A 21,366-nucleotide genomic window follows, 5' to 3' on the forward strand; every position below is an offset into this window, starting at 1 on the left:
AAACTACCGTAAAATTCAATTCTGAATAATACGGTAGTTTAGGAAATCATAAAAATACTATATATCCTTTAAAGAAGATACCTTTGGTAGTATAGAACGACCATTCCACCTATCACCAATGCCCAAGTCTTTTGGGGAGACATTTTGGTAGCTTCCATTGATGCCTTGTATATGTATGCCACCATCTTTGTTAATGGTAACAATGGCATATAGCCCCTCATTATATAATACTAAATCTTTTAAAAAAGGGTAATCTTCATGTATTTCCTTTGAGTAAGGGAAATGCTCGTATTCAGGCCCCACCCATATATATGACATAGCATTAAGGCCAAAGTAATATGTTTGTCCTATTTTTTCAAGAGAATCTCCATGATCATGACCATTTACGCATAAAAGCACCTTTTTTCCTGTATCATTTACTCTGTTTATCAAATCTCTAACTTCACCCTTGTTATATACTCCTCTTTTAGCAAATTCATTTTCAAAACTATGGTGTGAAAAAATAATGTAATACTCACTATCATCATTGAACTGCTCTTCCAGCCAATTAAATTCATAATCTGGAATAATTGGATATATGTACCGTGACTTATCATAGTTTCTCTTACAATAGGGTATATATCCATTATCAGTTTTTATAAAACATGTATCTAATACAATGAACTTAATCTTGTCCATTTTAAATGAATAATAACTATTGTCCATTTTTAAAAACTTCATAACCTCTTCTCTTGGGAATGAATCAGAATCATGATTTCCAATGGTATGATAATAAGGCTTCCCTATACTATCAAGGATATTAAGTAAAAATCGATTTTCTTCTTTAGGTATACAAAAATCCCCAAGTTGAATAACAAAATCAATATCTTGATTCTTTACATCAGTAATTAAGTTTTCAAGTCTTTCATAACCATCATGAATATGATCATAATGTAAATCAGTAAATACTGCAAATTTAATGCTATCTATCAATATATCCTCCTTCATATTTCCACATAGAGTTATGTGATAATCACCAGGTGAAATTCCTTGCAATTATATATTTACAATTACTATACTTTAAATGTGTTTCTAAAATTTATATTTAAAATATTCCCTAATGAAGTTAGCCATAGGATTTTCTTCATCTTCATCTCCTATGTAGTCTAAGTCTGAATCATAAAAATATAAATAAGCTATACTTTTTTTATCTTCAGACACTCCAATCATTCCAAAAGATTTAGGGAATTCCGTATTTGAAGTATCATTTTCGTCTACAACTCTAAAATCATAGCTTTTCAAAGAAAACTCATATTCTGGAATATAATATTTACTTTCATCAAAACTGGACTTGATTTTTTTATCTAAAAAAGTATATTGCTCGTCTATTTTCTTCTTTTCACTCTCAAAAGTATTATCATCATATTTTACAATTAATGCAACAGAGTCAGATTCAAAAATCAATAGGGATTTATGTGTATATCTATATTTGATATCCTCATATTTAGGCAAGTCATCTAGCTCTGGCATAATATCTTTCGCATTTGAATCAATTGTTTTCCCAGTATTGAGATAATTATCAATTTTTGAACTTGAATTACTACAACCAGTAATACAAAGAATAAACGTAATTATCATAACAATTAAATATTTTTTTCTCATTTAAAATCACCTCTTCTAAAAATAAATAGTCCTGAATTCTTAAAATGTCATTTGCTAAATTTTAGTTCCTAAAACTTACAATTCATTACCTACATCATAAAGGTAGCCAATTTATCCCATGACTATCAGATTTTAATACTCCATCTCCTTCAAAGTGGGGCAAAGAACTCCATCCATTATAACATAATTAGTATAAAATGTATATTAAAGCAAAATAGCCTTGATTTTTAATCAAAGCCATTAAATAATTTATTCTCTAAGCACTCCAACTTTAGGCAATTTATCAAGTTTAGTCATTACATGACAAGCCTTAAATTCACTGGTTAAATCTTGACCTGCAGTATTACCAAAGTGTTTTCCACCAGCCCACTCTGCTACTTTGCTCACATCATATACTATACCTTCAATTGCCACATAGGTAGGTTTTCCGTTACTTCCATCATATTGTGCTAACTCTTCTAATGTAAATTCTTTCTGTTGTCTAGAGTAATTATGTCCTATAAGTTCTTCAATGGTTTTTAAATCAAAATAAAGTGCCATATATACCTCTAAAATATTTATATATATAGCATATGATTATACTTGAGAAGTTGTTCAATTAATTGCTTTTTTAAATATATTGATCAATAGATTGAAACCTAATCATCTAATATGCCTTTATTTCTTATTTATCTAATAAAATATCTGTAGACATTTATTTATGGGAATCATTTCTACAAACAATATTTGAATAATAATTAGCCTATTACAAATAATAAATTTTGTACTATAAAACTATTTTAGGAGGACTATATAATGGGAATAGTAACTAATTCAACAGACAAATTTCAACCATGTATTGATGAATGTAACAAATGTGCACAGGCATGTCATGAGTGCTTTACAGCATGTTTAAACGAGCCTGATGTTGCAGCAAGAAAGAAATGTATAAGCATTCTTACCGAATGTGCATGTATGTGCCAAATGTCATCAGCAATGATGTCTATGAATGGCCAATTTACAAAAGAACACTGTCAACTTTGTGCTACTGTTTGTGATAAATGTGCTCAAGAATGTGAAATGTTTAAAGATGACCATTGTCAAAAATGTGCTCAAGAATGCAAAAAATGTGCTACTGAATGTAAAAACATGGCTAGCATGTAATAACCTATAATATAGAAGCCAATAGTGTTATACTACTGGCTTTTGTACTATTTTAAATTACCTTTAGTGTAATTAGTACTATACTAATTACACTTCTCAACTCCATCTTACAAATAGTACATCATTTAAGAAAATTGTGAACTAAATATCAATTGTTTTATTTCATCTCGTAATGGAGTTCAACAAATTGATTGAATCTCCTTATCCCCTTTAACTTTAGTTCTAACTCAAAATCATTTTTTTTAAATAAAGGTATTCCATGACCTATTAGTGTAGGTGATATAGTAATAATAAATTCGTCAACTAACCTTTCTTTAATAAAAGAATTTAGAAGAACACCACCGCCAACAAGCCATATGTTTCCTCCATCCAGTCTTTTGATTTTATTTGTAAATTCCACTACATCTTGATTAATAAATTCTACATTTTCATTCTTACCTTTTTCTGATTTAGAAAATACATAACACTTTTTATTCTTGTAAGGAAATTTACCTTTTTCTTTTTCAATTATCCAGTCATAAGTTCTTTTACCAATTAAAATAGTATCAACTGTATTGTAGAATTCAGAATATCCATTATCTCCTTCGCCTTCAGTTTTAAACAACCATTCCAAGGAGTCATCTTCTGTCGCTATGTAACCATCTAAACTTGTTGCAATATATAGAACTAATTTTCTATTGTTGTACATCTATAAACCTCCATATTTATAAAATTCAATCTAATTTTAAAACACAATTAGTGAACAATATTCTACTATTACGATTTAAATCCCTATTGTTATATGCATATAATAGCATATATTCCAAAACTAAACTATTCAGTTTTCAAAGATAATTATATAAGAATGTAGTGTGGTACTACCAATTGGTTATTTCACTATTTGCTTGAATTACAAAATAAAAAATTATTTTGTTTTGTAGGTGTTACGACTTATAAGAAATTTCCGTCGTTACGTAGTTTAATTACTGTTTTGGATTTTTTTGGATACTGTTACCTTGAACTACTTTCTACTCCTCGTAATCCTTCTCGTAATTTATCAATTGCATCTATTACTCTATTCATATTTTCTTTGTTATTTAAATTATTTCGTGCATGTAATAATACTGGTCTTAACGATTCAACTGAATGTCCAAACTCATACATCCATTTATATCTTGGAACTATCCACAAATGAAAATGATGTGTAGTATCTTCATTATAAAAATAATATACTTTTTCTATTCCAAGTAATCTTCTCTGTGCATCTCTGATTCTGCATATTAAGTCAATATATTCTAAGCGTTCTTCAGCAGTTAGCTCATCCATGCAATAAAAATGTCTCTTTGAGGCCAAGATGACTAGTCCAGGTATCGGATAAGCCACATCTTGATGCACGTGAAAATGTTCAGTTTCTATTATAACCCCACCAGTTGGTTCTATTAATCCGCTTGTAATTGCACAACTTAAGCACTCTACTTCTAGTTTTCTCCCGTCAGCTAATATAATTTTTCTAGTCAATAAACTCACCTCTTAAATTAAACTGTTTTATGATTCTCAATGATTCACTACTTAAAGCTAAGTCAACAAATTCTGCTTTTTTTACTGCTGTTTTTTAGAATAATAATACGTAAATGCAATTCTTCCAATACCCATGCAAATTATAGCAATTAAATTAAAGATAATGGTTATAGAAAAAATCTGTTGAGGAATTTGTTTAATAAATATAAAATATACTGCACTAACAAGTATTCCTAAAACAAAATTGACTGGACGCAATTTGGGTTTAATATCTGCAATACCTTTCATATCACTTACTAAATAAATATTTCCAAGTACAAGATAAGTGACTACTTCCGCCAAATGTAGAGTAACAAATTGATATAGGAATAATTCGATATAATTATTTCTTATAGAATTAATTTGAATTATTATTATAACTACAAAAGCCATAAACAAATTTACAACAATTCCTCCATATGAAACTATTAGGTTCTGTTTATCTGTTAAATATTCCACTCTATCTTCATCAACTGGAGCCGGCGTAGAAAAGAATAAATATGGCTTTACACTTACTTTAAGCCAATTTTCTTTACAACCATATATCCAGTAGAAATAAGAATGTCCTAGTTCATGTAACCAAATTACTAAGTATAATGTAAAATAACTAATAGCAATTTCTAACAATAGTTTCAAAATAACCCCCTCCTATCCTCTTACCTAAACCATCAGCATCTCTACTGCCTTATAGATTTCATATATATTCTGAACTAGAAAAGTAAAAAACAGAGATGATTTAATTTCATCTTTATTTATTAAAGATAAATTAAATTTACTTGCCAACTTCTTACTTAATATTGTTTTACCTGTAGCAGATGTCCCAGTAACTACTATCATTGTATTTGCCATATTACGGCCTTCCAAATTATTTCTTTAATAATATTCATGTATATACTCCTAGCTTAATATAAATAATTTTCAAAGCTCTACCTATTAAAAATGAATATAAAAAATATCTGGAATTTATATTTATTGCTTAACCTTGAAGACCATTAGCCTGTCGTTCCATATTTTCTACAACAATATCGTGAATATCACCTAATGAAGCACAATACTCAAGTACTTTCCATGGAGTATTTGTGTGAAAATGAATTTTAATCAGCTCCTCATCACCAACCGCAAGTAAGCAATCGCCTTCAATATTTTTTGTAATATATTCGTTTATTTTATCTTCTGAGAGATTTTCTCCTTCAATTAATAATTGCGTATCAAATCTATATTCAAGCATAATTATTCTCCTTTTCCATTTTATAAATTACAATTTATCTTTCAGTTAATTATAACATATTTTGTAAATATCACACTATTCAACTTCAAAGAAAATAATTTATTGTCTAGTTCGCAATTTCTACAAAATGCGAACAAGCTAATCGATAAATTGGAATTTGTCAGCTTAATATATTGCTTATTTTGAAAAGTACTACTTTAACCGCTTCCTCATGACAAGCCCTTGTTCAGTCTCAAAAGACACATTAAATCCACTTTTTTTATACATCTCAAAATGGCCGCCAAAATCTGATGATTGATAACTAGATTCTTTGTATGGGTACGCCTCCACAAAGTCAAATCCATCCTGGACCGCATCCTTACACACACGCTCCAATAGCAGTGTGGCAATGCCTTTTCTTTTCATCTCCGGCGCAATCACGAAACAAAATATGGATTTCACATTTATGCCCGTGTTAAATTCCTCTAAAGGTACATAATCCATAAATCTTCGCCAACTAGCGCATTTCAAACAATCTGATTTCGTATTTGCGTTGCACCATCCAACGACCGTATCACCACTATAAACAAGATAACCTTGAATGTTATTGCCTTTAACATATTGTAAGGCACATTCTCTTCTTTTCGCTACTGTTGAAAGATCTTTGCCCTCATAATCATCGTTACACCAACACACACAATAGCATTTATGCTCGTCCACATTGTTATCGTGTGGCGTAGTGTCAAAAAAATGCACGTAATCTTCTGCAAGCTCTGGTATTAACTTGCGTATCTCAATATCCATTCATTTACCTCCAGTAATATAAATAACTTACAATTCAAATTCCTGTTTATCTGTTTGTTAAATAGGTATCACTACTTCGCAATATCCTACAATTATTCATTTGTAAATTCAACCTACTAACTTATTGATAGACAATTTCATGTCACTTTCAAAAATAGATAACCCCCTGAAACCCGCATGTACACAACAAATAGTTTAATAGTTAAATATATCCATAGTTAAATAGGTTCATATTTTTATATTTAAATAGTTCTCTATATCCATTTTTACCTATTTATATTTAAAACTAGGCAAGGATATATTTTTTTATTTTAATATCTCACATGACTTATAAGCAATATCAGAAGAATACGAATTAAAGTTTATATTCATTCTAATCAGATGTTACAGCTCAAATTGATCTTTTATTAGCTGTGCAACAATTTCCGCCGAAAGATTTGTATTGTCGATTTTTATATAGTTATCATAAGGAATTTCACCATCATTGCTTACACAACGATACTTGTTATCATCATTTATAAGCCTTTGATTTGACAGTTCTATATCTCGTTTTGAGATTTTATTTTTCAGACGATTTTCAGTAGCATTTCTTTCTAATCTGATTGTTTGAGGAGCAACAAGCTCTACATAACATATATCTGCATTATGTTTTCTGAAAATTTCACAAACATATTCAACATAATCCCAATCAGATTGCTGATCAAATGCCCACATATATGTGAAAATTAATCCATAGTGTTCGGATTTTGCAAATTCTTCAAAAATAACTTCTCTCATGCCAGCGATAGCTTTTCCATTAAAATATCCGAATATCTCCAGTACAGGTTCAATTATCATATGATTATGGAATAAACGTAAATCCGTAATTTTAGCTAGTTCTTGTCCCACTGTCATTTTGCCAACAGCACTGTCTCCGATTATAAGTACTAATTTCAAAATATCACCTCTTTTATCAAATATAAATAATCTTTTTTTATACTATTTTACTTCTGTTCCACCCCATTCAATAACGGTAAATCCCTTTCTTTCAAAAGATTTAATTTCTTGCTCTTCTATTTCTATAGGTTTATCTAATGATTTAAAGAGCATCATTACTCTTAATATTGAATCTGGCTTTGGAGTTATATTAAGCTTAGCTAGATTTTCATAATCTTCCCCTGCAAAAGTAATCAGGTTGTATTTATTCTCTTGCATAATTGGTAGCCAATACACTATAAATTCGTTATATTCCCTTGGAGTTAACCCCATGTATTCAAGCTTTTCTTGCAGAAATTCTTCAGTATCTTCTCCTTTTACAACAAACCCTTTTGACATATCCCACTGATTTTTAGAAATCCCTTCCCAATATAAATAAGAATACTTCCTCTTATCTCCAATATTAGTTAATGTACCATCAGGCTCTGCTATTACATTCCAACCATCTTTGTACTCTGGATAAGTACAAGTAAGCTCTCCATTATAATCTAGTTTAACGCTAACTGATTGCTCTGAAGTTGGATATAAATAAATTACAGGTTTCTTAGTCCCCTCTTTATTTGTACAACCTGTAAATGTTATTAAAATAAGAAATAGTAATATAATAAGAAATTTTGCTTTATTTGTTTTCATATTAACCCCCTAATAACTTTTTTTGTTATATTATTAATTTTTAAGATATGGTAAAAATATGTTATTACACCAACGTTCCATTGATTTCTCAATCATGGCTGATTATAAATTTCTATTCATCTTTCATTATTAAGTAAATTATCACAAATAGTTTTTAAATCCTCAATATAATGCAAAAGTGTTATAGAATATTCCTTGAGTTTTTCAGGGTTTTTTTCATATCCTTGTAGCAGTGTATATTGTCGCTTATAATATTCCATCAATTTTTGAAAATTAGATGAATAGGTGCTTATCTCTTGAATCTTTTCATTATTAACTACGTATTGAATGTGTTGCATAATTTCAAGAAACTGGTCAGCAGAATATCCTACTGTTTTCTTAAAATCACGCAATACCCATTGACGTTCAAAAACATTTCTTTTCATCCAACCATAATATTGTTCTTTATAAACTTTTACCACATTCAGAACAGTTGGAATAATGTTTTTATAATCATTACTTTTAGTGTTTTCACTACTATCTAATTTTAGTAGTAAGCCAGAATCAGACAAAACCTGTATAGCACCAATTTCTTGACCGTCATATCTATCAGCCATTAAAACTGATATAGCAAATCCAGTACCAGCCTCTTCAACTCCAAGTATGTGATTTTCATTCATTTCATAAAATTCTTCTGTTGTTATTCCCATATGAGATGACACAAGCTCTATTCCCTTCATTGCCGTTTCTGTTTTAACGAGTCCTGGACCGATAGTATATACTTTTATATTTGTACTTTCCAATTCTCCATATAGTGTATTAGACAATTCCACCTGTGCTGTTTTAAAGACTTCATATGCTCCCATAAAGGGTGCTGCACCAGAAGATGAAACAAAAACAATTGTCCCAGAACTCTTTTGTTTCATAAGTGGCAAAACTAATTGTGTTAATAGTAATGGGGCTTTGAAATTAACGGCATAACTCTTATCCCATACATCAATAGAAACTTCTTCTACTGTTCCCATAGTAGCTATGGTCGCATTATTAAATAAAACATCTATGCGTCCATATTTATCTTTCACATGAGAAACTAGAGCATATATCTGATTTTCATTAGATAAATCAATTTCATAAAATTCTACAGAGTTTTTACCAAATATACTATCTAAAGTGCTTTGTGCGAATAATATTTTTCGTTTATTCATTTCGGCCACAATAACCTTTGCGCCCATATAAACCAATGCTTTTGCAGTTTCAAAACCTATCCCACCCCCTGCACCAGTTAAAAGTATAACTTTACCTTCCAATTTATTCTTAAAGGATATATTCTTTTCTATAAACATCATAATCTCCTTCTTTATAATTGTTAGCCAATTTCATTTTTGGTTTTAAATACTTATCTTTATAATAAGAAAGCAACTTAACTCGACTTCATATTATGTTTACCAATGAGTCCATATTTTAATACAATCAAATCCAAATAGCATTCATTCTCGTGGATTTGATACATAATCCAGCCAACCTTATTGCCCGTTTCGATATCAAAGATTATATAGTTTTCCTTACGTGATAAAAGTTCGAATCGTTCTTTCCATTCGTCTTCAGACGTATTGTTTTCAGCAAAATATAGTTCATACTCCTCATTTGTAAATAAAGAACGTATAAATTCAACATCACTCACCGTAGTCACACTAAATATAATACACATTAACTTCGCCCTCATAAAATATAAATAATTTTTACCTTTGTTTACAATTGTTCATTTGTAATTTTAAAACTGTAAACTTATTATAGTATATTTTCAATAAAATGTATATTTACATAAAAGCACCTCATTAAGGATATGATTCAAAACCGAACTATTCAACTTTAAATCTTTATTAAAGCTATATATACTTTAATAAAGATACTATCGGCAGTATAGAACGACCATTCCACATATCATGCTTACGTATTACTATTCCTGACAAATTGTTGTTATCAATTCATCCTTTATTTTCATCAATTTAAGCCTTACGCATTGTAAGATTATTAATGTTCCGATTTTCCGATATTTTCACTTTTCCCTCTAGTTACTATAAAACAAGTTCATATTTTTGTACAATAGTTATTTATATTTAATTACATTACCCATATTATAACATATTTACCAACCCATATTAATCAATTTTCAAAGAACACTTATATAAGAATGTAGTGTGGTACTACCCATTGGTTATTTCGCTATTTACTTGAATTTCGAAATAAAAAATACCGCATATTCATTCTGAATAGTACGGTATTGTGAATAAATTATTTAATTGTATATTAGTTTGTCCATTTAAGAAAGGTACGACATAACTGAATAAAAAATATGTTATATCAACCCTACAAATTGTAATTTGATGAACTTACCATTATACTCATACCTCTTTTTGATAATAAACAGATTCCTTATCTCTGCACATTTCCAAATATCCAAGCTTTTTATAAAATGAATTTGTTCTTATATTCCAAACCGGAGTTTCTAATCGCCATGTTGTAATCTCGGGAAACATCTTTTCAATATATTTCATTGATTCTAATCCGAAACCTTTTTTATACTCTTTTGGATCTATGAATATTATTCCCACATACATAGTCTCCTTATTTCTTTTATCCTGAAATAAAACGGCTCCCCCAATGAGATAATCCTCCTGCTTTATAGTGTATAAATTATGACTTAACATCATTTTTTTATGTCATTTTTCAGAATCATAATTGGGTGGCCCTCCTACCTCATCGGCACCTACCATTACGTCTGTATCGAAAGCTCTCTTTGAAATATTGGTTACTATTTTGATATCTTCTGGACTCGCTAACTTAATATCCAATTCACTCACCATCTTTCTTAAAAATCTAATATTATCCAATTCTATAACTCTTTTTATTTAGTACATCTATATATTCACGCCCATTATTATTCCAACACTCAACTTCAGTAATATCTACTTCAATGAGTACCGTATTTTTATATTTAGCCCAATACATAAATTCCTTATCAAGATGCTCATATCTCTCTAAAATTTCTTTATTTTCATCACTTGATGGATGTCCTAGTATGACTGCTCTTCCTTGTATTTGTATATTATTAAAACACATTGCCACTAAAGGATTTTTAATAATTTGTTTATATTTCGCATAGGCTTTCGAAGTCATAAAATATATTTTCAATTCATTTGATGTGCAGTAAACAGTTCTAGCAGTAACTTTTCCATTTTCGCAGGTTGCTAATACAACATTTTTTTGTTCTTTCAATCGATCAATTATTTTAGCCCTCATCTCTGCATATTCAAGGCTCCTCATTACTTTTCACCTCACAAAATATAGATAATCTTCCCTACAAATTACTATTTATAAATCATTAATTCATCATATAATACCACTATGACTTAACTCATAAAAAAAGTGTATCATACTAACCGTTTATTGCACTAATTTCCAATATGCTTATGTTAAGTTTTATCTTCAATACCGTATTATTTAGTTTTCAAAGAACATTTACTTCGCAATACCTACAAATTGTAACGTAACTAATATATAACTAATTTTATGCTTTTACACATTACTGAATAATACGGTATCTAAATTTTTTAAGAATTTATAATTTTTCACCAAAGGCATATAAAACAGACTTTGTATGTGGTATGCCTCCTGCTTCTTTCATTTCTCTAAGTTTTTCAAAAACTTCTGATTTAAAGTCTTCAAGCATATCTTTTGGTATCTTTTCTAGTGTGCTTATAGCACCATGAGTCCAAAGTTTATCCCACCATTCTTGTTCATCTTTGTATATAAAAACTTTTTCTTCACTTATAACTTGTATATTTTTAAATCCAGCCTGATTCAAAATTTTATACAAACCTTCTTCTGTATCAAATTCAGGGATATCCTCTGATTGATATTCATCTAATTCATCTTCAAATACAGGTAAATATTTATCAAATAATTCATTTAGCCACATAAATTTTTCATCTTTTTTTCTAAGAAATGTAGTGAATGAAAATCGACCACCACTTTTTAAAACTCTCATAAATTCATGAAAGGCAACTTTATAATTTGGTAAGAAGAATACTCCAAATCCACAGAGTATATGCTGAAAAGTTTGATTTGCAAATTCTAATTTTTCAGCATCCATTACCATTGCATGTACATTTTTTACACCTCGTCGTTGCATTTCTAAATCAATTTCATTAACCATTCCTTCAGCTATATCAATACCTGTAACAACTCCACTCTTTCCAACTTTCTCTGCTGCTGAAAAAAGTGAAGCTCCTTTTCCTGATGCAACATCTAAAACTCTTTCGCCTTCCTTTACATCTGCAAATTCAACCAACCTCTCTCCAAAATATGTAAAGTATCTTGGACCACTACCATCAAAAACTGCTGATACCTTATTAAATATATTAGTTATATCTTTTTTTATTTCTATACTTTTGTCTTCCATAAATTTCTCTCCTACCAAATAAGTTAATCAATTATTTTTTAATACTAAATATAATAAACTCATACTATATGTTAAACCCATGTATTCAAGCTTTTCTTGCAGAAATTCTTCAGTATCTTCTCCTTTGACCACAACCCCTTTTGTATAATTATTAATCTTTAAGATATTGTAAAAATATATCATTACACCAACGTTCCATTGATTTCTCAATCCATGGCTGATTATAAATTTTTTCATGTTGACAGATGATAAATAATAGTACCTGTAAACTTAAACATGTTTGAATAGCTTTTTCATCGACCTTTATACTGCAATAGGATTCATAACCCTTCAAAATTTCTTTATTTAATTGGTCATTATTGATATGACTGAATATTGATGCTAAATCCATTTCTGGAAGACAATATCCTGACAATGAGAAATCAATTGGAACTATTGCTTCATTACATAAAAGGAGATTTGATTTTCCAAGATCAGCATGAACAAAAGAAAATCTATTTTTATCTTTATCCATCTTCATCTTAATTTTCAATAAAGTATCTATAATAATTGCCCCATGCTCCTTATCATAATGCTTAGCTGCTATTGCATACCTGGCCTCTTCCAATAATTTATCAATCATTTCTGCTCCATATATATATCTATTTTCTATCTTTACCTTACTCATAGATTTATGAACACTACCAATCATCCATCCTAGCCTGAAGGCTAATTCATTAGTAATTTCCACATTTTCTAAAGTCTTACCCTTTACCCATTCCAAAGCAGTAACCAGACTTCCATCCCTTAAACTGGTAATAGGTTCTCCACTTTTGTTTCTAACTACTTTTTGGGTACCTAATTGAGAAGTGTTTTCCAAATAAGTAAGTACTTCCATTTCACTTTCAACAAACTTATCCTGTGACACTCCAAGACGCAAAAAATCCACAGAAAAACCATTTGATGGTTTATGTATCCTGAGAACATATTGTCCATTATCATCAGTAATACAATATGTCATATTTTCATTATGACGCACAAATCTTGATGTGGGATTTACAAAATTGTATTTTTCTATTGCTTCTTTAATCATAATTCTTTCTCCTGAATATAAATTATTTAAGGAAGTTAATTATTTTATAATTGCTTAATGTTATAATCTAATTTTCTATTGAAATATCACATAAAAAAATTGCAGTTGTAAATTGCTTGTTATTTCACTTGTAATATTAATATAATAGTTTCACTAATTCATTATAAGATGAACTACCATCAAGTATGTTCTTATATGTGCTTATCCAGTAAGGTATCAACCCAGCTCTATGAGCTACTGCTTGTGAGGCAATATTAGATGATGATGCACAGTATATGGGTAAAATGTTTTTGCTCAATATTTTATGCATTAAATGATTTACAAGTACTGTGGCCAAACCACCTGTTCTATAATTACCTTTTACATCTATACCCATTTCCCACATATTATTGTATTCCTTCGATGCACCAGCAAGTCCTATGATTTCTCCATCTTTCATAGCAAAAAATACAATTGCAGTAGATGCATTTCCACATTCATCAAACTCTAATGAATTATTAAATCCTTTAATTTCTCTTAATTTATTTATCTCATTTCCTTCTAAATAGAAATATTCGTATTGTGGTAATAAATCACATAACTTCATTTCTTTCATATCAGGAATATAATAAATTGATTGACCATATATTAAAGGGCATTCAAATACCTCATCTCTTGATTTGCCAACTAATAAAGTCTTCACATTTTCCATAATTTCATCTGAAGCTGAAACAATAATTGTTTTTTCGATGCTCGTAATTTCCAAAAATGGATTTTGTTGAAATTCATTTAATTTAATTGGTTTATGAAAAATTAATCCATTATGATCAAAGATTTCTTGTTCACAATTTAAATGTTTTCCAAGATTTTCTTTCACAATTTTTTTAATTTGCATCTTATTCATTTATCCATCTCCTAAGCTTTATCTATGTATCTATTATTCGAATAATCTTATTTATAGTAAGAAACAAGAACTGATACTACTCAACTATTGGATTTAATAAAACCATATGCAAATGGTCCTCCCATTTCCCATTTATCTTTTGATATTTTTCAGATAAACCTTCATTTTTGAAGTTAAGTTTTTCTAAAACTTTTAATGAAGATATATTTTTAGGCATTACTGTAGCTTCAATACGATGAAGTTTATATTCATCAAACATAACAGCTATTCCTTTCTTTAATACCTCTGTTATGTATCCTTTATTTGCTTCACTACAATCAATGCTATAACCTACATAACATGATAAGAAAAACCCTTTAGTTATATTACTAAAACAAATTGTTCCAATTATCCTTTCATATCCTATATCTTCTTTTTTAAAAATCCATAGTCTTAATTGTTTACCATCAATTATTTCAATTAATTCCTGTTCAACTGCATTTTTACGATTTTCTAATTTATAAAAATTCTCACTTCTTAATGGATCAAACTGACTCAAATATTCTCTATTTCTATTAAAATAATCTAATACTAGTTCAGCAAATGAACCATCTATAACTTTTAAAACAAGCCTTTCTGTTTCATATACTTGATACATAGTAATCCCCCTTATTTTTTTGCATACTCCATAGGTTCTTATGGTTTTCATAGTTATCTTCGGTTAAATATTAATAATTTTCAAATTTTTCAACATAGATATATTCTGATTTTTTTCATCTATAACTTCATATTCTAAACTTTTATATAGTGAATAAGCAGGTTTATTGTATTTAAAAACGTTTAGTAATATTTTATTAAACCCCATTTCTATTGCTTCTTTTTCAAGCATAAGCAAGGTCTGTTTTCCATAACCTTGTTTACGGTACTTTTCAAGTATTAAAAAATCGCAAATAAACCCTATATCTTCCTTATACTTTTGATACCAGATAAATCCCAAATTTTCATTGTCCTTATTTACAATCACATAAATATAATTATCTTTTGTGCCCTTTCCTTGTGGGAGCAATTCATTAAAACTTTTTTTTTGCATCCTCCAGTGCATTTTCTTCACTAGATAGACCCGCCTTTATTAAATCTTTGGAATAATCTAAAATATCCCACTGAGCAAATCTATCAAATTCATCATCACTCATTTCTCTAAATTTTATATTGAAGTCTTCCATATTGTCCCTCCTTAAGTATAGTTTTAATTATACTAATTATAACATGATTTACAATATATTATATATATTTATCACACCCAGGGATAGCTGAAAAAAATACCTTTAAAGATAGGATTTTAAACTTTTCAAATCAGATTTTAGGGATGATTAAAAATTTAAATAGATTGGATAGTGAACTGAATTAAATGGTTGAAGCAATGATCTTGCTATGATAAAATATAAAAATAACTACTAATCAAAATATTTGCAAAGGGGTTGTGTACCTAAATTACCCTGTGGGATGTTTTTATATTTGGAATTAATAGGGTTAATGAAAGAATAGCAAGAATACAAGTTTTAATGGAAAATAATTATTTTAAAATGAAATTTTAAAAATGGAGTATAAATATAGATCTTCAATTGAATGGATTCAAAGACGACGTATAAATTAAGGAGTAAAATATGAATAATTTTGGAACTATATTAGCCGTTATAGGTGCAGTGGGATTTATTATAGCAATTTGGATATTGTTTGGATGTCTTTACTTTAAAAAAAGAAATTTCAAAACCGGTTTATTGCTTTTACTTGTTTCTTTGCTGCTTGTGGCAGGTGGGGTTTTTATTGGTGTACAAGGTGCATGGAATAGTGCAGCAAAGGGAATTGCCTTGTCTGAAGAAATCATTGAAATTATTGAAACTAAAAGCGTAGAAGAAACCACGCAAGAACAGCAAGCTAAAGTAGGTAGCAGTGTATTTTTAAAAATTAATGAAGATGATTGGGCTAAATATGAAGATAAAATAATGTCATATTACATTGCCTGGCAAAAAAGCTTAAACCCTCAGGCAGAAGATGAAGCTATAAAAATCGAGTTTAAAAATTTGAGAGGGAAAGCCCTTTTAAATTAAGCGATTATCTAAAATTAATGCAGATCAAAATTTATGGATGCACAAGATGAAGATAGTTAAATTCTTGTTAGGCTGGGACGCAGATAGATAACCTTTTTCTATTTTCATATGAAATCCATGTTTATAATTTTTACAGTTGCATTTTAAAAAAGACACCCTATTCTAAAATACTAGGTATTTTAAAATAGGGTGTCTTTATTCTTAAGCTTTTCCTAGACCTCTTCAGCAATATTAAGTGATACCGCACTAGGAGATGTCCAATTTCTAATTCCCTTACTAAATCTTTGAGTATGCCTCTCTCTTGCAGTGTTATAATCATTTCTTCTATGAGCCATTATTTCTTCATCTTTTCCATAACTATTTTATCACCCATGGCACCATTAAAATCATTATTTATTAACTGAGTATATAGAATGTGATGAAGATCATTAAAGCAATAGCAAGTACAATTCCTACAATAATATTCCACATTAAATCTTCACCGGCTGTTTTAGATTTCTTTGCTATATAAATGCAAATATAATTTGTTATAAATACTACTACTAAAACAACTAACGCAAATGGTAAAAACTCATTAAAGCTAAATAATAATTTTGTACCCATTTCATTCATTAACCTTATTTGCATAAATCCATTGAATCCTGTTAAACCAGACAATATATAATAACTTATTATAGTGGTAATTCTCTTTTTTCTAATGAAGTCACTTCCTTTTTCTTCGTATGCATCGTATAACTTTGGGTTTACTAGTACTAAATACTTATCATAGTATTCTGTTTTAAAGGTAAATAATATAGCCAATGTAAAAAACATTATTGCTAATATTAGTATAGTTATACCTGGTCCTATGGTGCTGTACAATAAAGATATAATTAATAGTAGTAATATAAAAATGCTAACTTGCTTTACACTCATTTAAATCCATCCCTCTCGATTTTCAAGTCTACTCTTTCACTTTTTTATCCCCATCGTATTATACCGTCTGCTTACTTAAATAATACTGTTTAGTTAATTCAACAATTTCATCTGAAACTCGTTTAAATCCTACTTTCTCAAATACTTTTTCTGCTGATTTTCTGGATTTTGGAAAATCATCAAATACCTTATCTGCTCCTAACTCATTGAATGCAACATCAATTAATAATCTTAAGGCTTGTTCACTAAATCCATTGCCCCTATGTCTTGCTTCGACTAATATATTAACACAGTAAGACTTTTTTTCACTGACATATCTTAGAGCGACTTCTCCAACAGGTATATTTTCATCAATCTTAATAATATATGCATAATATCTTTCTGGAATATTATCAACCCATCGGAAAAACCAGTCTCTCCAAGTATTTTCCTTAAAATCTATACATCCTGTTCCATCAGTGTCTCCATATCCTATATTGTAAGTCATTGTTTCTCTATCTGATAAAAGTTTTCTTCTATAATCTAACTCTTCAAACTTAGGTGTCTTTAATTCCACTTTGTTATTTTCCATTTATGCTCCCCCATATTAGATAAATTAGTGTAAAGTTTTATGCACTTTTAATTTTATAAACTATTTGCATATTAAGGTTTCTATAGTGTTTTGTATAATATTAAAATTACACTTCTCAATTACTTCTTACAGACAGTACATCCTTAAAGAATATTGTGTATTAAGTTCAAAGTGAATCATATTAAAACTTATGCTTTTAAGAAATTATTTTCTATAAGCCAAATTATTGAACTTTCCATATCATTTATATTTGTTTCTATTCCCCAAATTGAGTTTGGAGCATATTCCTCTAAAGCGTTACAAATTTCTAAAAAATCAATTGTACCTTTTTCAAACCCTAAGTGCTCATCTTCTTGTCCATAATTGTTGTGTAAATGAACAAATCCTATTTGTTTATTAAGTTTTTTAACCCAATCTAAAACAGATGTTTTTGAATTGCAATGAGCATGACCTATATCAAGACATATATTCAAACGACTATCATTTACTGTTGATGCTACTTCAGAAATCAAATCAGGAGTATGCTCAAGCAAATTTTCTATATAAAAAACTGTTTCATCATCTTTATTTCTTAAAAAGTCATCCCAAAATATTTTACTTCTTTTAACCCAATTAGGGGGATAACTTGTACCAGGTACATAACCATGGTGAAAAACTATGTTTTTACAACCTAATTTACGAGATATTTCATATGAATATTCAAATCTGTTTTTTGTAGCCTCTCTTATAAGACTATCTTTACTTCCAAAACACAAATCGGTAAAAGAACCATGGATTGAGCAGACTTTTATATTTTTATACCTTTCTAATTGTTTTTCTATTTCATTTGGATAAGTATTAAAATATTCAGGGTCACTAAATGCATCAATATTTACATTGACATTAAATTTTTCACATAAATCAGCAACTCTTAAATATTCGCCATTGTCACATAATAATATTTCTTTCATTGTAATTACCTCCTGTGAGAAAATGATTGTGATTGCTTTTCATAAAAGCATTTTCATTAGGTTTTTCAATTTTAATGTCTGTAATATCTCTAATGTCGCCTTCGTTCATGCAACTACAACCTCATAAGAAATAAGTATCCATTTCACAATATTTTATAATTATCCGCTTGCAACATAGTTTCATATACTTATTGTAGCATAATTACAATAAAATGTATGTATATAAAAAAGCACCCCTAGAAAGAGATGCTCTAAATATTACCTTTTACTAATTCTTTATATTAAATAACTATTTTAGCTCTTCAATAACCTTCCTAATATCAAAATCCTTATCTTGGATTTTATAATACTTTTCCTTATGCTGATCTTGTTCTCGAAAACCAATTACGTTATCATCATAAAATGTAATAGAAAATACATCTTTAGTATAAGTAGTGTATTCATCTTCATCATAGCTTGCCATAAAATTAAGACTAAATTTAGACCAATCCTTAGGCCTCCTAGCTTTTTTATAAGATAACTCATCAATTATACTGACTAACTTATCTACTTTGCCATTTTCAGTATTATCTATCCAAGTTGAATAATCTATTAAATCTGAATCTATTTCATCTTCTTGTCTATAGGTATAGTCATATGCACTTACTTGTTTATAGGTGTAATCATAATTATTTTTTGATATTAAGTTATTTTTAGGAAAAATATATGGTATGTCAATCCATACAATTATAGCAAAGAAAATGAAAATAACTATTCCCCAAATGATTTTTTTCTTATTCACAAATAACCCTCCTAATTTTATAAGGCAGTTTAAAAATTTTACACTTATACTTTATAGTTTCAATATTATATACTTATTATAGCATAAATTCTATATAATGTATGTTTATATTTATAAAAGTTACTACTATAAATAACACTTTCTATCTCACAATTAGGCACTTCAATTTCTACACTTCTAATATCGGTTGCAGTATTCCAATTAAACATTTTAACGTAGTACTCTTACCAGAATCAGTAGGCCAATATGGATTAGCAAATATTTATTCCATACTCTCATTTCCAAGATATACTATCGTTTCTTCAGTATTATATAAATTCATTATCTGTTTTCTTAATTTTGAAGGATATAATGGCTCATTCATAAGATTTTCAATAGGTAACCAATCAAATCCAATTTGATTATAATCACCAGTAATTTGAGCATCAGGTATTTCTTTGATGTACTCACACAAAAATACTAAATCAACTCTATGAAATGACTCCCCTGTTACTCCTTCAATTACAAATTCAAGGGTTTTTGGTTCAACAATCAATCCAAACTCTTCTTTAACTTCTCTTATAACAGCCTCTTCCAAAGTTTCTTCAGATTCTTGACCACCGCCAGGCATTATATAAAAAATATCACCGTTATCATTGATTTTTGATGCTAACATTTTCCCATCTTTAATAATCAATGCCTTTGCAGAATTACGTATTTTTCTTTTCATTCTCTTACTCCTTTTATATCTCCAAATATAAATAATATTTACTTCGTTCTATCCTATAATTTTTCATTTACAAATATGGTTACATATACTTATTGCAGCATAATTTCAGTAAAATGTATGTATTCAAAGCATCTTATCAACTATTTCATTTATAGCATCAATTACTATCTGAGGCTTATCCTTCTGTATATAATGACCACAATCTTTAACCATGATGTGTTTACTATAATCCGATAATGTTAATAGGTCATTTTGATAGCTTAACCAAGTTTCTTCCGAAATGGCAGCAGACTCTTCACCTTTATGGTCAGCAGTAAGTACAATTATTGGAATATTCCTTAAAGCATCCTTTTTTCTTATTTCTTTTACTTGCTTAGCACTCATTAATAATTTATCAAAAGTTTGCTCTTCTCCAATCAATTGTTTTCTCACCATTTCTATTTCTTCAGCAGAAGAACGGTTTACCCTATCTTCAAATTGATTTTCATGTGAACAGTCAATAAATATAATACCAGCTAATTCTTTATGATATGTACCAGCGAATAATCTTGCATTATAGCCTCCTATTGAGTGTGCAACTATAATATAGGGTGCTTTAACCTTTGCTTTATTTAAAAGGGTATGTAACTCGTGAACTTGCTCTAAACTTGTTCTTGACAAATCACCTGTAGCACTATTTCTCAGCTGTGCTCTATCATAAGAAAATGTTATTGTAGTTTTTGAAATTTCTTTCTGAACTAACTTCCAAACTCCATTGTCATCTCCTAAACCTGATTCAAATATCACAGTTGGCATTCCTTTCACCTCACAGTTATGTTTATTTCTTTATCTTCAACATTCCAGTGATATTGATTCTGTTTCCAGTTAATATCATGACTTACAAAATCTATATTCACATTCCCATCACTTAATACTTTTACTCTATCATCCATATTAGATCCATTTCATAAATTCATATTTTAAAGTAATTTTAATAAAAGCACCCCTACATAGAGATGCTCTAAATATTACCTTTTAC

Annotated in this window: 32 protein-coding genes; 2 read left to right on the forward strand and 30 right to left on the reverse strand. The window is 29.0% G+C overall.

Translation table 11 applies throughout. The features are described from left to right. Positions 1-57 precede the first annotated feature (57 nt). The 3 genes from IO99_RS06295 to IO99_RS06305 form a co-directional block, all read right to left on the reverse strand. Positions 58-972 carry a metallophosphoesterase family protein gene (locus IO99_RS06295; RefSeq protein WP_242844094.1) on the reverse strand — a complete coding sequence of 305 codons (915 nt, stop codon included), beginning with the start codon at positions 970-972 and terminating at the stop codon, positions 58-60. Positions 973-1,071: 99 nt separating this feature from the next. Next, on the reverse strand, positions 1,072-1,641 hold the full coding sequence (locus IO99_RS06300; protein ID WP_035131462.1) for a hypothetical protein: 570 nt from the start codon (positions 1,639-1,641) through the stop codon (positions 1,072-1,074). A gap of 249 nt (positions 1,642-1,890) precedes the next feature. Continuing rightward, complete coding sequence (locus tag IO99_RS06305) at positions 1,891-2,181, reverse strand: cytochrome b5 domain-containing protein (RefSeq protein WP_035131587.1); 291 nt, start codon at positions 2,179-2,181, stop codon at positions 1,891-1,893. A gap of 255 nt (positions 2,182-2,436) precedes the next feature. On the opposite strand from IO99_RS06305, the gene IO99_RS06310 reads away from it, so the two are divergent. Beyond that, on the forward strand, positions 2,437-2,784 hold the full coding sequence (locus IO99_RS06310; RefSeq protein WP_035131464.1) for a four-helix bundle copper-binding protein: 348 nt from the start codon (positions 2,437-2,439) through the stop codon (positions 2,782-2,784). A gap of 157 nt (positions 2,785-2,941) precedes the next feature. Here the strand turns inward: IO99_RS06310 and IO99_RS06315 are convergent, their stop codons facing one another. From IO99_RS06315 to IO99_RS19000, 18 genes are all read right to left on the reverse strand, one after another. Next, positions 2,942-3,472 (reverse strand): dihydrofolate reductase family protein, encoded by a 531-nt coding sequence (locus IO99_RS06315; RefSeq protein WP_035131467.1) that lies wholly within the window; start codon positions 3,470-3,472, stop codon positions 2,942-2,944. Between the two features lie 302 nt (positions 3,473-3,774). Continuing rightward, a complete protein-coding gene (locus IO99_RS06320; protein ID WP_035131469.1) occupies positions 3,775-4,281 on the reverse strand; it encodes an HIT family protein in 507 nt (168 codons plus the stop codon). An 81-nt stretch (positions 4,282-4,362) separates the two neighbouring features. Further along, a complete protein-coding gene (locus IO99_RS06325) occupies positions 4,363-4,956 on the reverse strand; it encodes a hypothetical protein (protein ID WP_035131471.1) in 594 nt (197 codons plus the stop codon). Positions 4,957-4,980: 24 nt separating this feature from the next. After that, positions 4,981-5,169, reverse strand: a complete 189-nt coding sequence (locus IO99_RS06330) for a hypothetical protein (protein ID WP_035131473.1) — start codon at positions 5,167-5,169, stop codon at positions 4,981-4,983. 127 nt (positions 5,170-5,296) lie between these two features. Continuing rightward, positions 5,297-5,548 (reverse strand): dihydroxyacetone kinase, encoded by a 252-nt coding sequence (locus IO99_RS06335; RefSeq protein ID WP_035131475.1) that lies wholly within the window; start codon positions 5,546-5,548, stop codon positions 5,297-5,299. Positions 5,549-5,740: 192 nt separating this feature from the next. Continuing rightward, positions 5,741-6,331 (reverse strand): GNAT family N-acetyltransferase, encoded by a 591-nt coding sequence (locus IO99_RS06340; protein WP_035131477.1) that lies wholly within the window; start codon positions 6,329-6,331, stop codon positions 5,741-5,743. 384 nt (positions 6,332-6,715) lie between these two features. Next, on the reverse strand, positions 6,716-7,267 hold the full coding sequence (locus IO99_RS06345; protein WP_035131479.1) for a DEAD/DEAH box helicase family protein: 552 nt from the start codon (positions 7,265-7,267) through the stop codon (positions 6,716-6,718). A 42-nt stretch (positions 7,268-7,309) separates the two neighbouring features. Next, on the reverse strand, positions 7,310-7,939 hold the full coding sequence (locus tag IO99_RS19445) for a hypothetical protein (protein WP_035131481.1): 630 nt from the start codon (positions 7,937-7,939) through the stop codon (positions 7,310-7,312). Positions 7,940-8,055: 116 nt separating this feature from the next. Further along, positions 8,056-9,264 carry an SDR family NAD(P)-dependent oxidoreductase gene (locus tag IO99_RS06355; RefSeq protein ID WP_084178098.1) on the reverse strand — a complete coding sequence of 403 codons (1,209 nt, stop codon included), beginning with the start codon at positions 9,262-9,264 and terminating at the stop codon, positions 8,056-8,058. 1,056 nt (positions 9,265-10,320) lie between these two features. Next, complete coding sequence (locus IO99_RS06365) at positions 10,321-10,629, reverse strand: GNAT family N-acetyltransferase (protein WP_341349076.1); 309 nt, start codon at positions 10,627-10,629, stop codon at positions 10,321-10,323. A gap of 9 nt (positions 10,630-10,638) precedes the next feature. Continuing rightward, positions 10,639-10,809, reverse strand: a complete 171-nt coding sequence (locus tag IO99_RS19450) for a hypothetical protein (RefSeq protein ID WP_242844095.1) — start codon at positions 10,807-10,809, stop codon at positions 10,639-10,641. After that, positions 10,802-11,242 carry a pyridoxamine 5'-phosphate oxidase family protein gene (locus IO99_RS06370; RefSeq protein WP_035131487.1) on the reverse strand — a complete coding sequence of 147 codons (441 nt, stop codon included), beginning with the start codon at positions 11,240-11,242 and terminating at the stop codon, positions 10,802-10,804. The genes IO99_RS19450 and IO99_RS06370 overlap by 8 nt, the downstream gene beginning before the upstream one ends. A 295-nt stretch (positions 11,243-11,537) precedes the next feature. After that, entirely contained in the window at positions 11,538-12,380 is an 843-nt protein-coding gene (locus IO99_RS06375; protein ID WP_035131489.1) for a class I SAM-dependent methyltransferase, read from the reverse strand. Between the two features lie 151 nt (positions 12,381-12,531). After that, positions 12,532-13,452 (reverse strand): phosphotransferase enzyme family protein, encoded by a 921-nt coding sequence (locus tag IO99_RS06380; RefSeq protein WP_035131491.1) that lies wholly within the window; start codon positions 13,450-13,452, stop codon positions 12,532-12,534. 136 nt (positions 13,453-13,588) lie between these two features. Further along, positions 13,589-14,335: a GNAT family N-acetyltransferase gene (locus IO99_RS06385; protein ID WP_035131493.1), complete on the reverse strand. Its 747-nt coding sequence runs from the start codon at positions 14,333-14,335 to the stop codon at positions 13,589-13,591. Between the two features lie 76 nt (positions 14,336-14,411). Continuing rightward, the gene (locus tag IO99_RS06390; RefSeq protein WP_035131495.1) at positions 14,412-14,972 is read right to left on the reverse strand and encodes a GNAT family N-acetyltransferase; all 561 of its coding nucleotides are present in this window, start codon (positions 14,970-14,972) and stop codon (positions 14,412-14,414) included. Between the two features lie 63 nt (positions 14,973-15,035). Continuing rightward, positions 15,036-15,416 (reverse strand): GNAT family N-acetyltransferase, encoded by a 381-nt coding sequence (locus tag IO99_RS06395; protein ID WP_242844099.1) that lies wholly within the window; start codon positions 15,414-15,416, stop codon positions 15,036-15,038. Further along, positions 15,385-15,537, reverse strand: a complete 153-nt coding sequence (locus IO99_RS19000) for a hypothetical protein (protein WP_156964303.1) — start codon at positions 15,535-15,537, stop codon at positions 15,385-15,387. The genes IO99_RS06395 and IO99_RS19000 overlap by 32 nt, the downstream gene beginning before the upstream one ends. A 441-nt stretch (positions 15,538-15,978) precedes the next feature. Here IO99_RS19000 and IO99_RS06400 point away from each other — a divergent pair, with 441 nt between their 5' ends. Beyond that, entirely contained in the window at positions 15,979-16,422 is a 444-nt protein-coding gene (locus IO99_RS06400) for a hypothetical protein (RefSeq protein ID WP_035131497.1), read from the forward strand. Between the two features lie 212 nt (positions 16,423-16,634). On the opposite strand, the gene IO99_RS19615 is transcribed toward IO99_RS06400, so the two are convergent. The 9 genes from IO99_RS19615 to IO99_RS19625 form a co-directional block, all read right to left on the reverse strand. Continuing rightward, positions 16,635-16,757 carry a hypothetical protein gene (locus IO99_RS19615; RefSeq protein ID WP_278245225.1) on the reverse strand — a complete coding sequence of 41 codons (123 nt, stop codon included), beginning with the start codon at positions 16,755-16,757 and terminating at the stop codon, positions 16,635-16,637. A 61-nt stretch (positions 16,758-16,818) separates the two neighbouring features. Further along, positions 16,819-17,337: a hypothetical protein gene (locus IO99_RS06405; RefSeq protein WP_035131499.1), complete on the reverse strand. Its 519-nt coding sequence runs from the start codon at positions 17,335-17,337 to the stop codon at positions 16,819-16,821. Between the two features lie 58 nt (positions 17,338-17,395). Beyond that, positions 17,396-17,908: a GNAT family N-acetyltransferase gene (locus IO99_RS06410; RefSeq protein ID WP_035131501.1), complete on the reverse strand. Its 513-nt coding sequence runs from the start codon at positions 17,906-17,908 to the stop codon at positions 17,396-17,398. A 188-nt stretch (positions 17,909-18,096) separates the two neighbouring features. Then, entirely contained in the window at positions 18,097-18,858 is a 762-nt protein-coding gene (locus IO99_RS06415; protein ID WP_035131504.1) for a sugar phosphate isomerase/epimerase family protein, read from the reverse strand. Further along, on the reverse strand, positions 18,836-18,967 hold the full coding sequence (locus tag IO99_RS19620) for a hypothetical protein (RefSeq protein WP_278245226.1): 132 nt from the start codon (positions 18,965-18,967) through the stop codon (positions 18,836-18,838). Before IO99_RS19620 ends, IO99_RS06415 begins: the two co-directional genes overlap by 23 nt. Positions 18,968-19,147: 180 nt before the next feature. Continuing rightward, positions 19,148-19,639: a hypothetical protein gene (locus tag IO99_RS06420; protein WP_035131505.1), complete on the reverse strand. Its 492-nt coding sequence runs from the start codon at positions 19,637-19,639 to the stop codon at positions 19,148-19,150. 262 nt (positions 19,640-19,901) lie between these two features. Further along, complete coding sequence (locus IO99_RS06425; protein WP_035131508.1) at positions 19,902-20,348, reverse strand: NUDIX domain-containing protein; 447 nt, start codon at positions 20,346-20,348, stop codon at positions 19,902-19,904. Between the two features lie 123 nt (positions 20,349-20,471). Next, a complete protein-coding gene (locus tag IO99_RS06430; protein WP_242844096.1) occupies positions 20,472-21,143 on the reverse strand; it encodes an alpha/beta fold hydrolase in 672 nt (223 codons plus the stop codon). Positions 21,144-21,148: 5 nt separating this feature from the next. Next, a complete protein-coding gene (locus IO99_RS19625; RefSeq protein ID WP_278245227.1) occupies positions 21,149-21,280 on the reverse strand; it encodes a hypothetical protein in 132 nt (43 codons plus the stop codon). Positions 21,281-21,366: the final 86 nt, after the last annotated feature.

Source organism: Clostridium sulfidigenes, from assembly GCF_000732635.1.
Taxonomy (GTDB): domain Bacteria; phylum Bacillota; class Clostridia; order Clostridiales; family Clostridiaceae; genus Clostridium_J; species Clostridium_J sulfidigenes.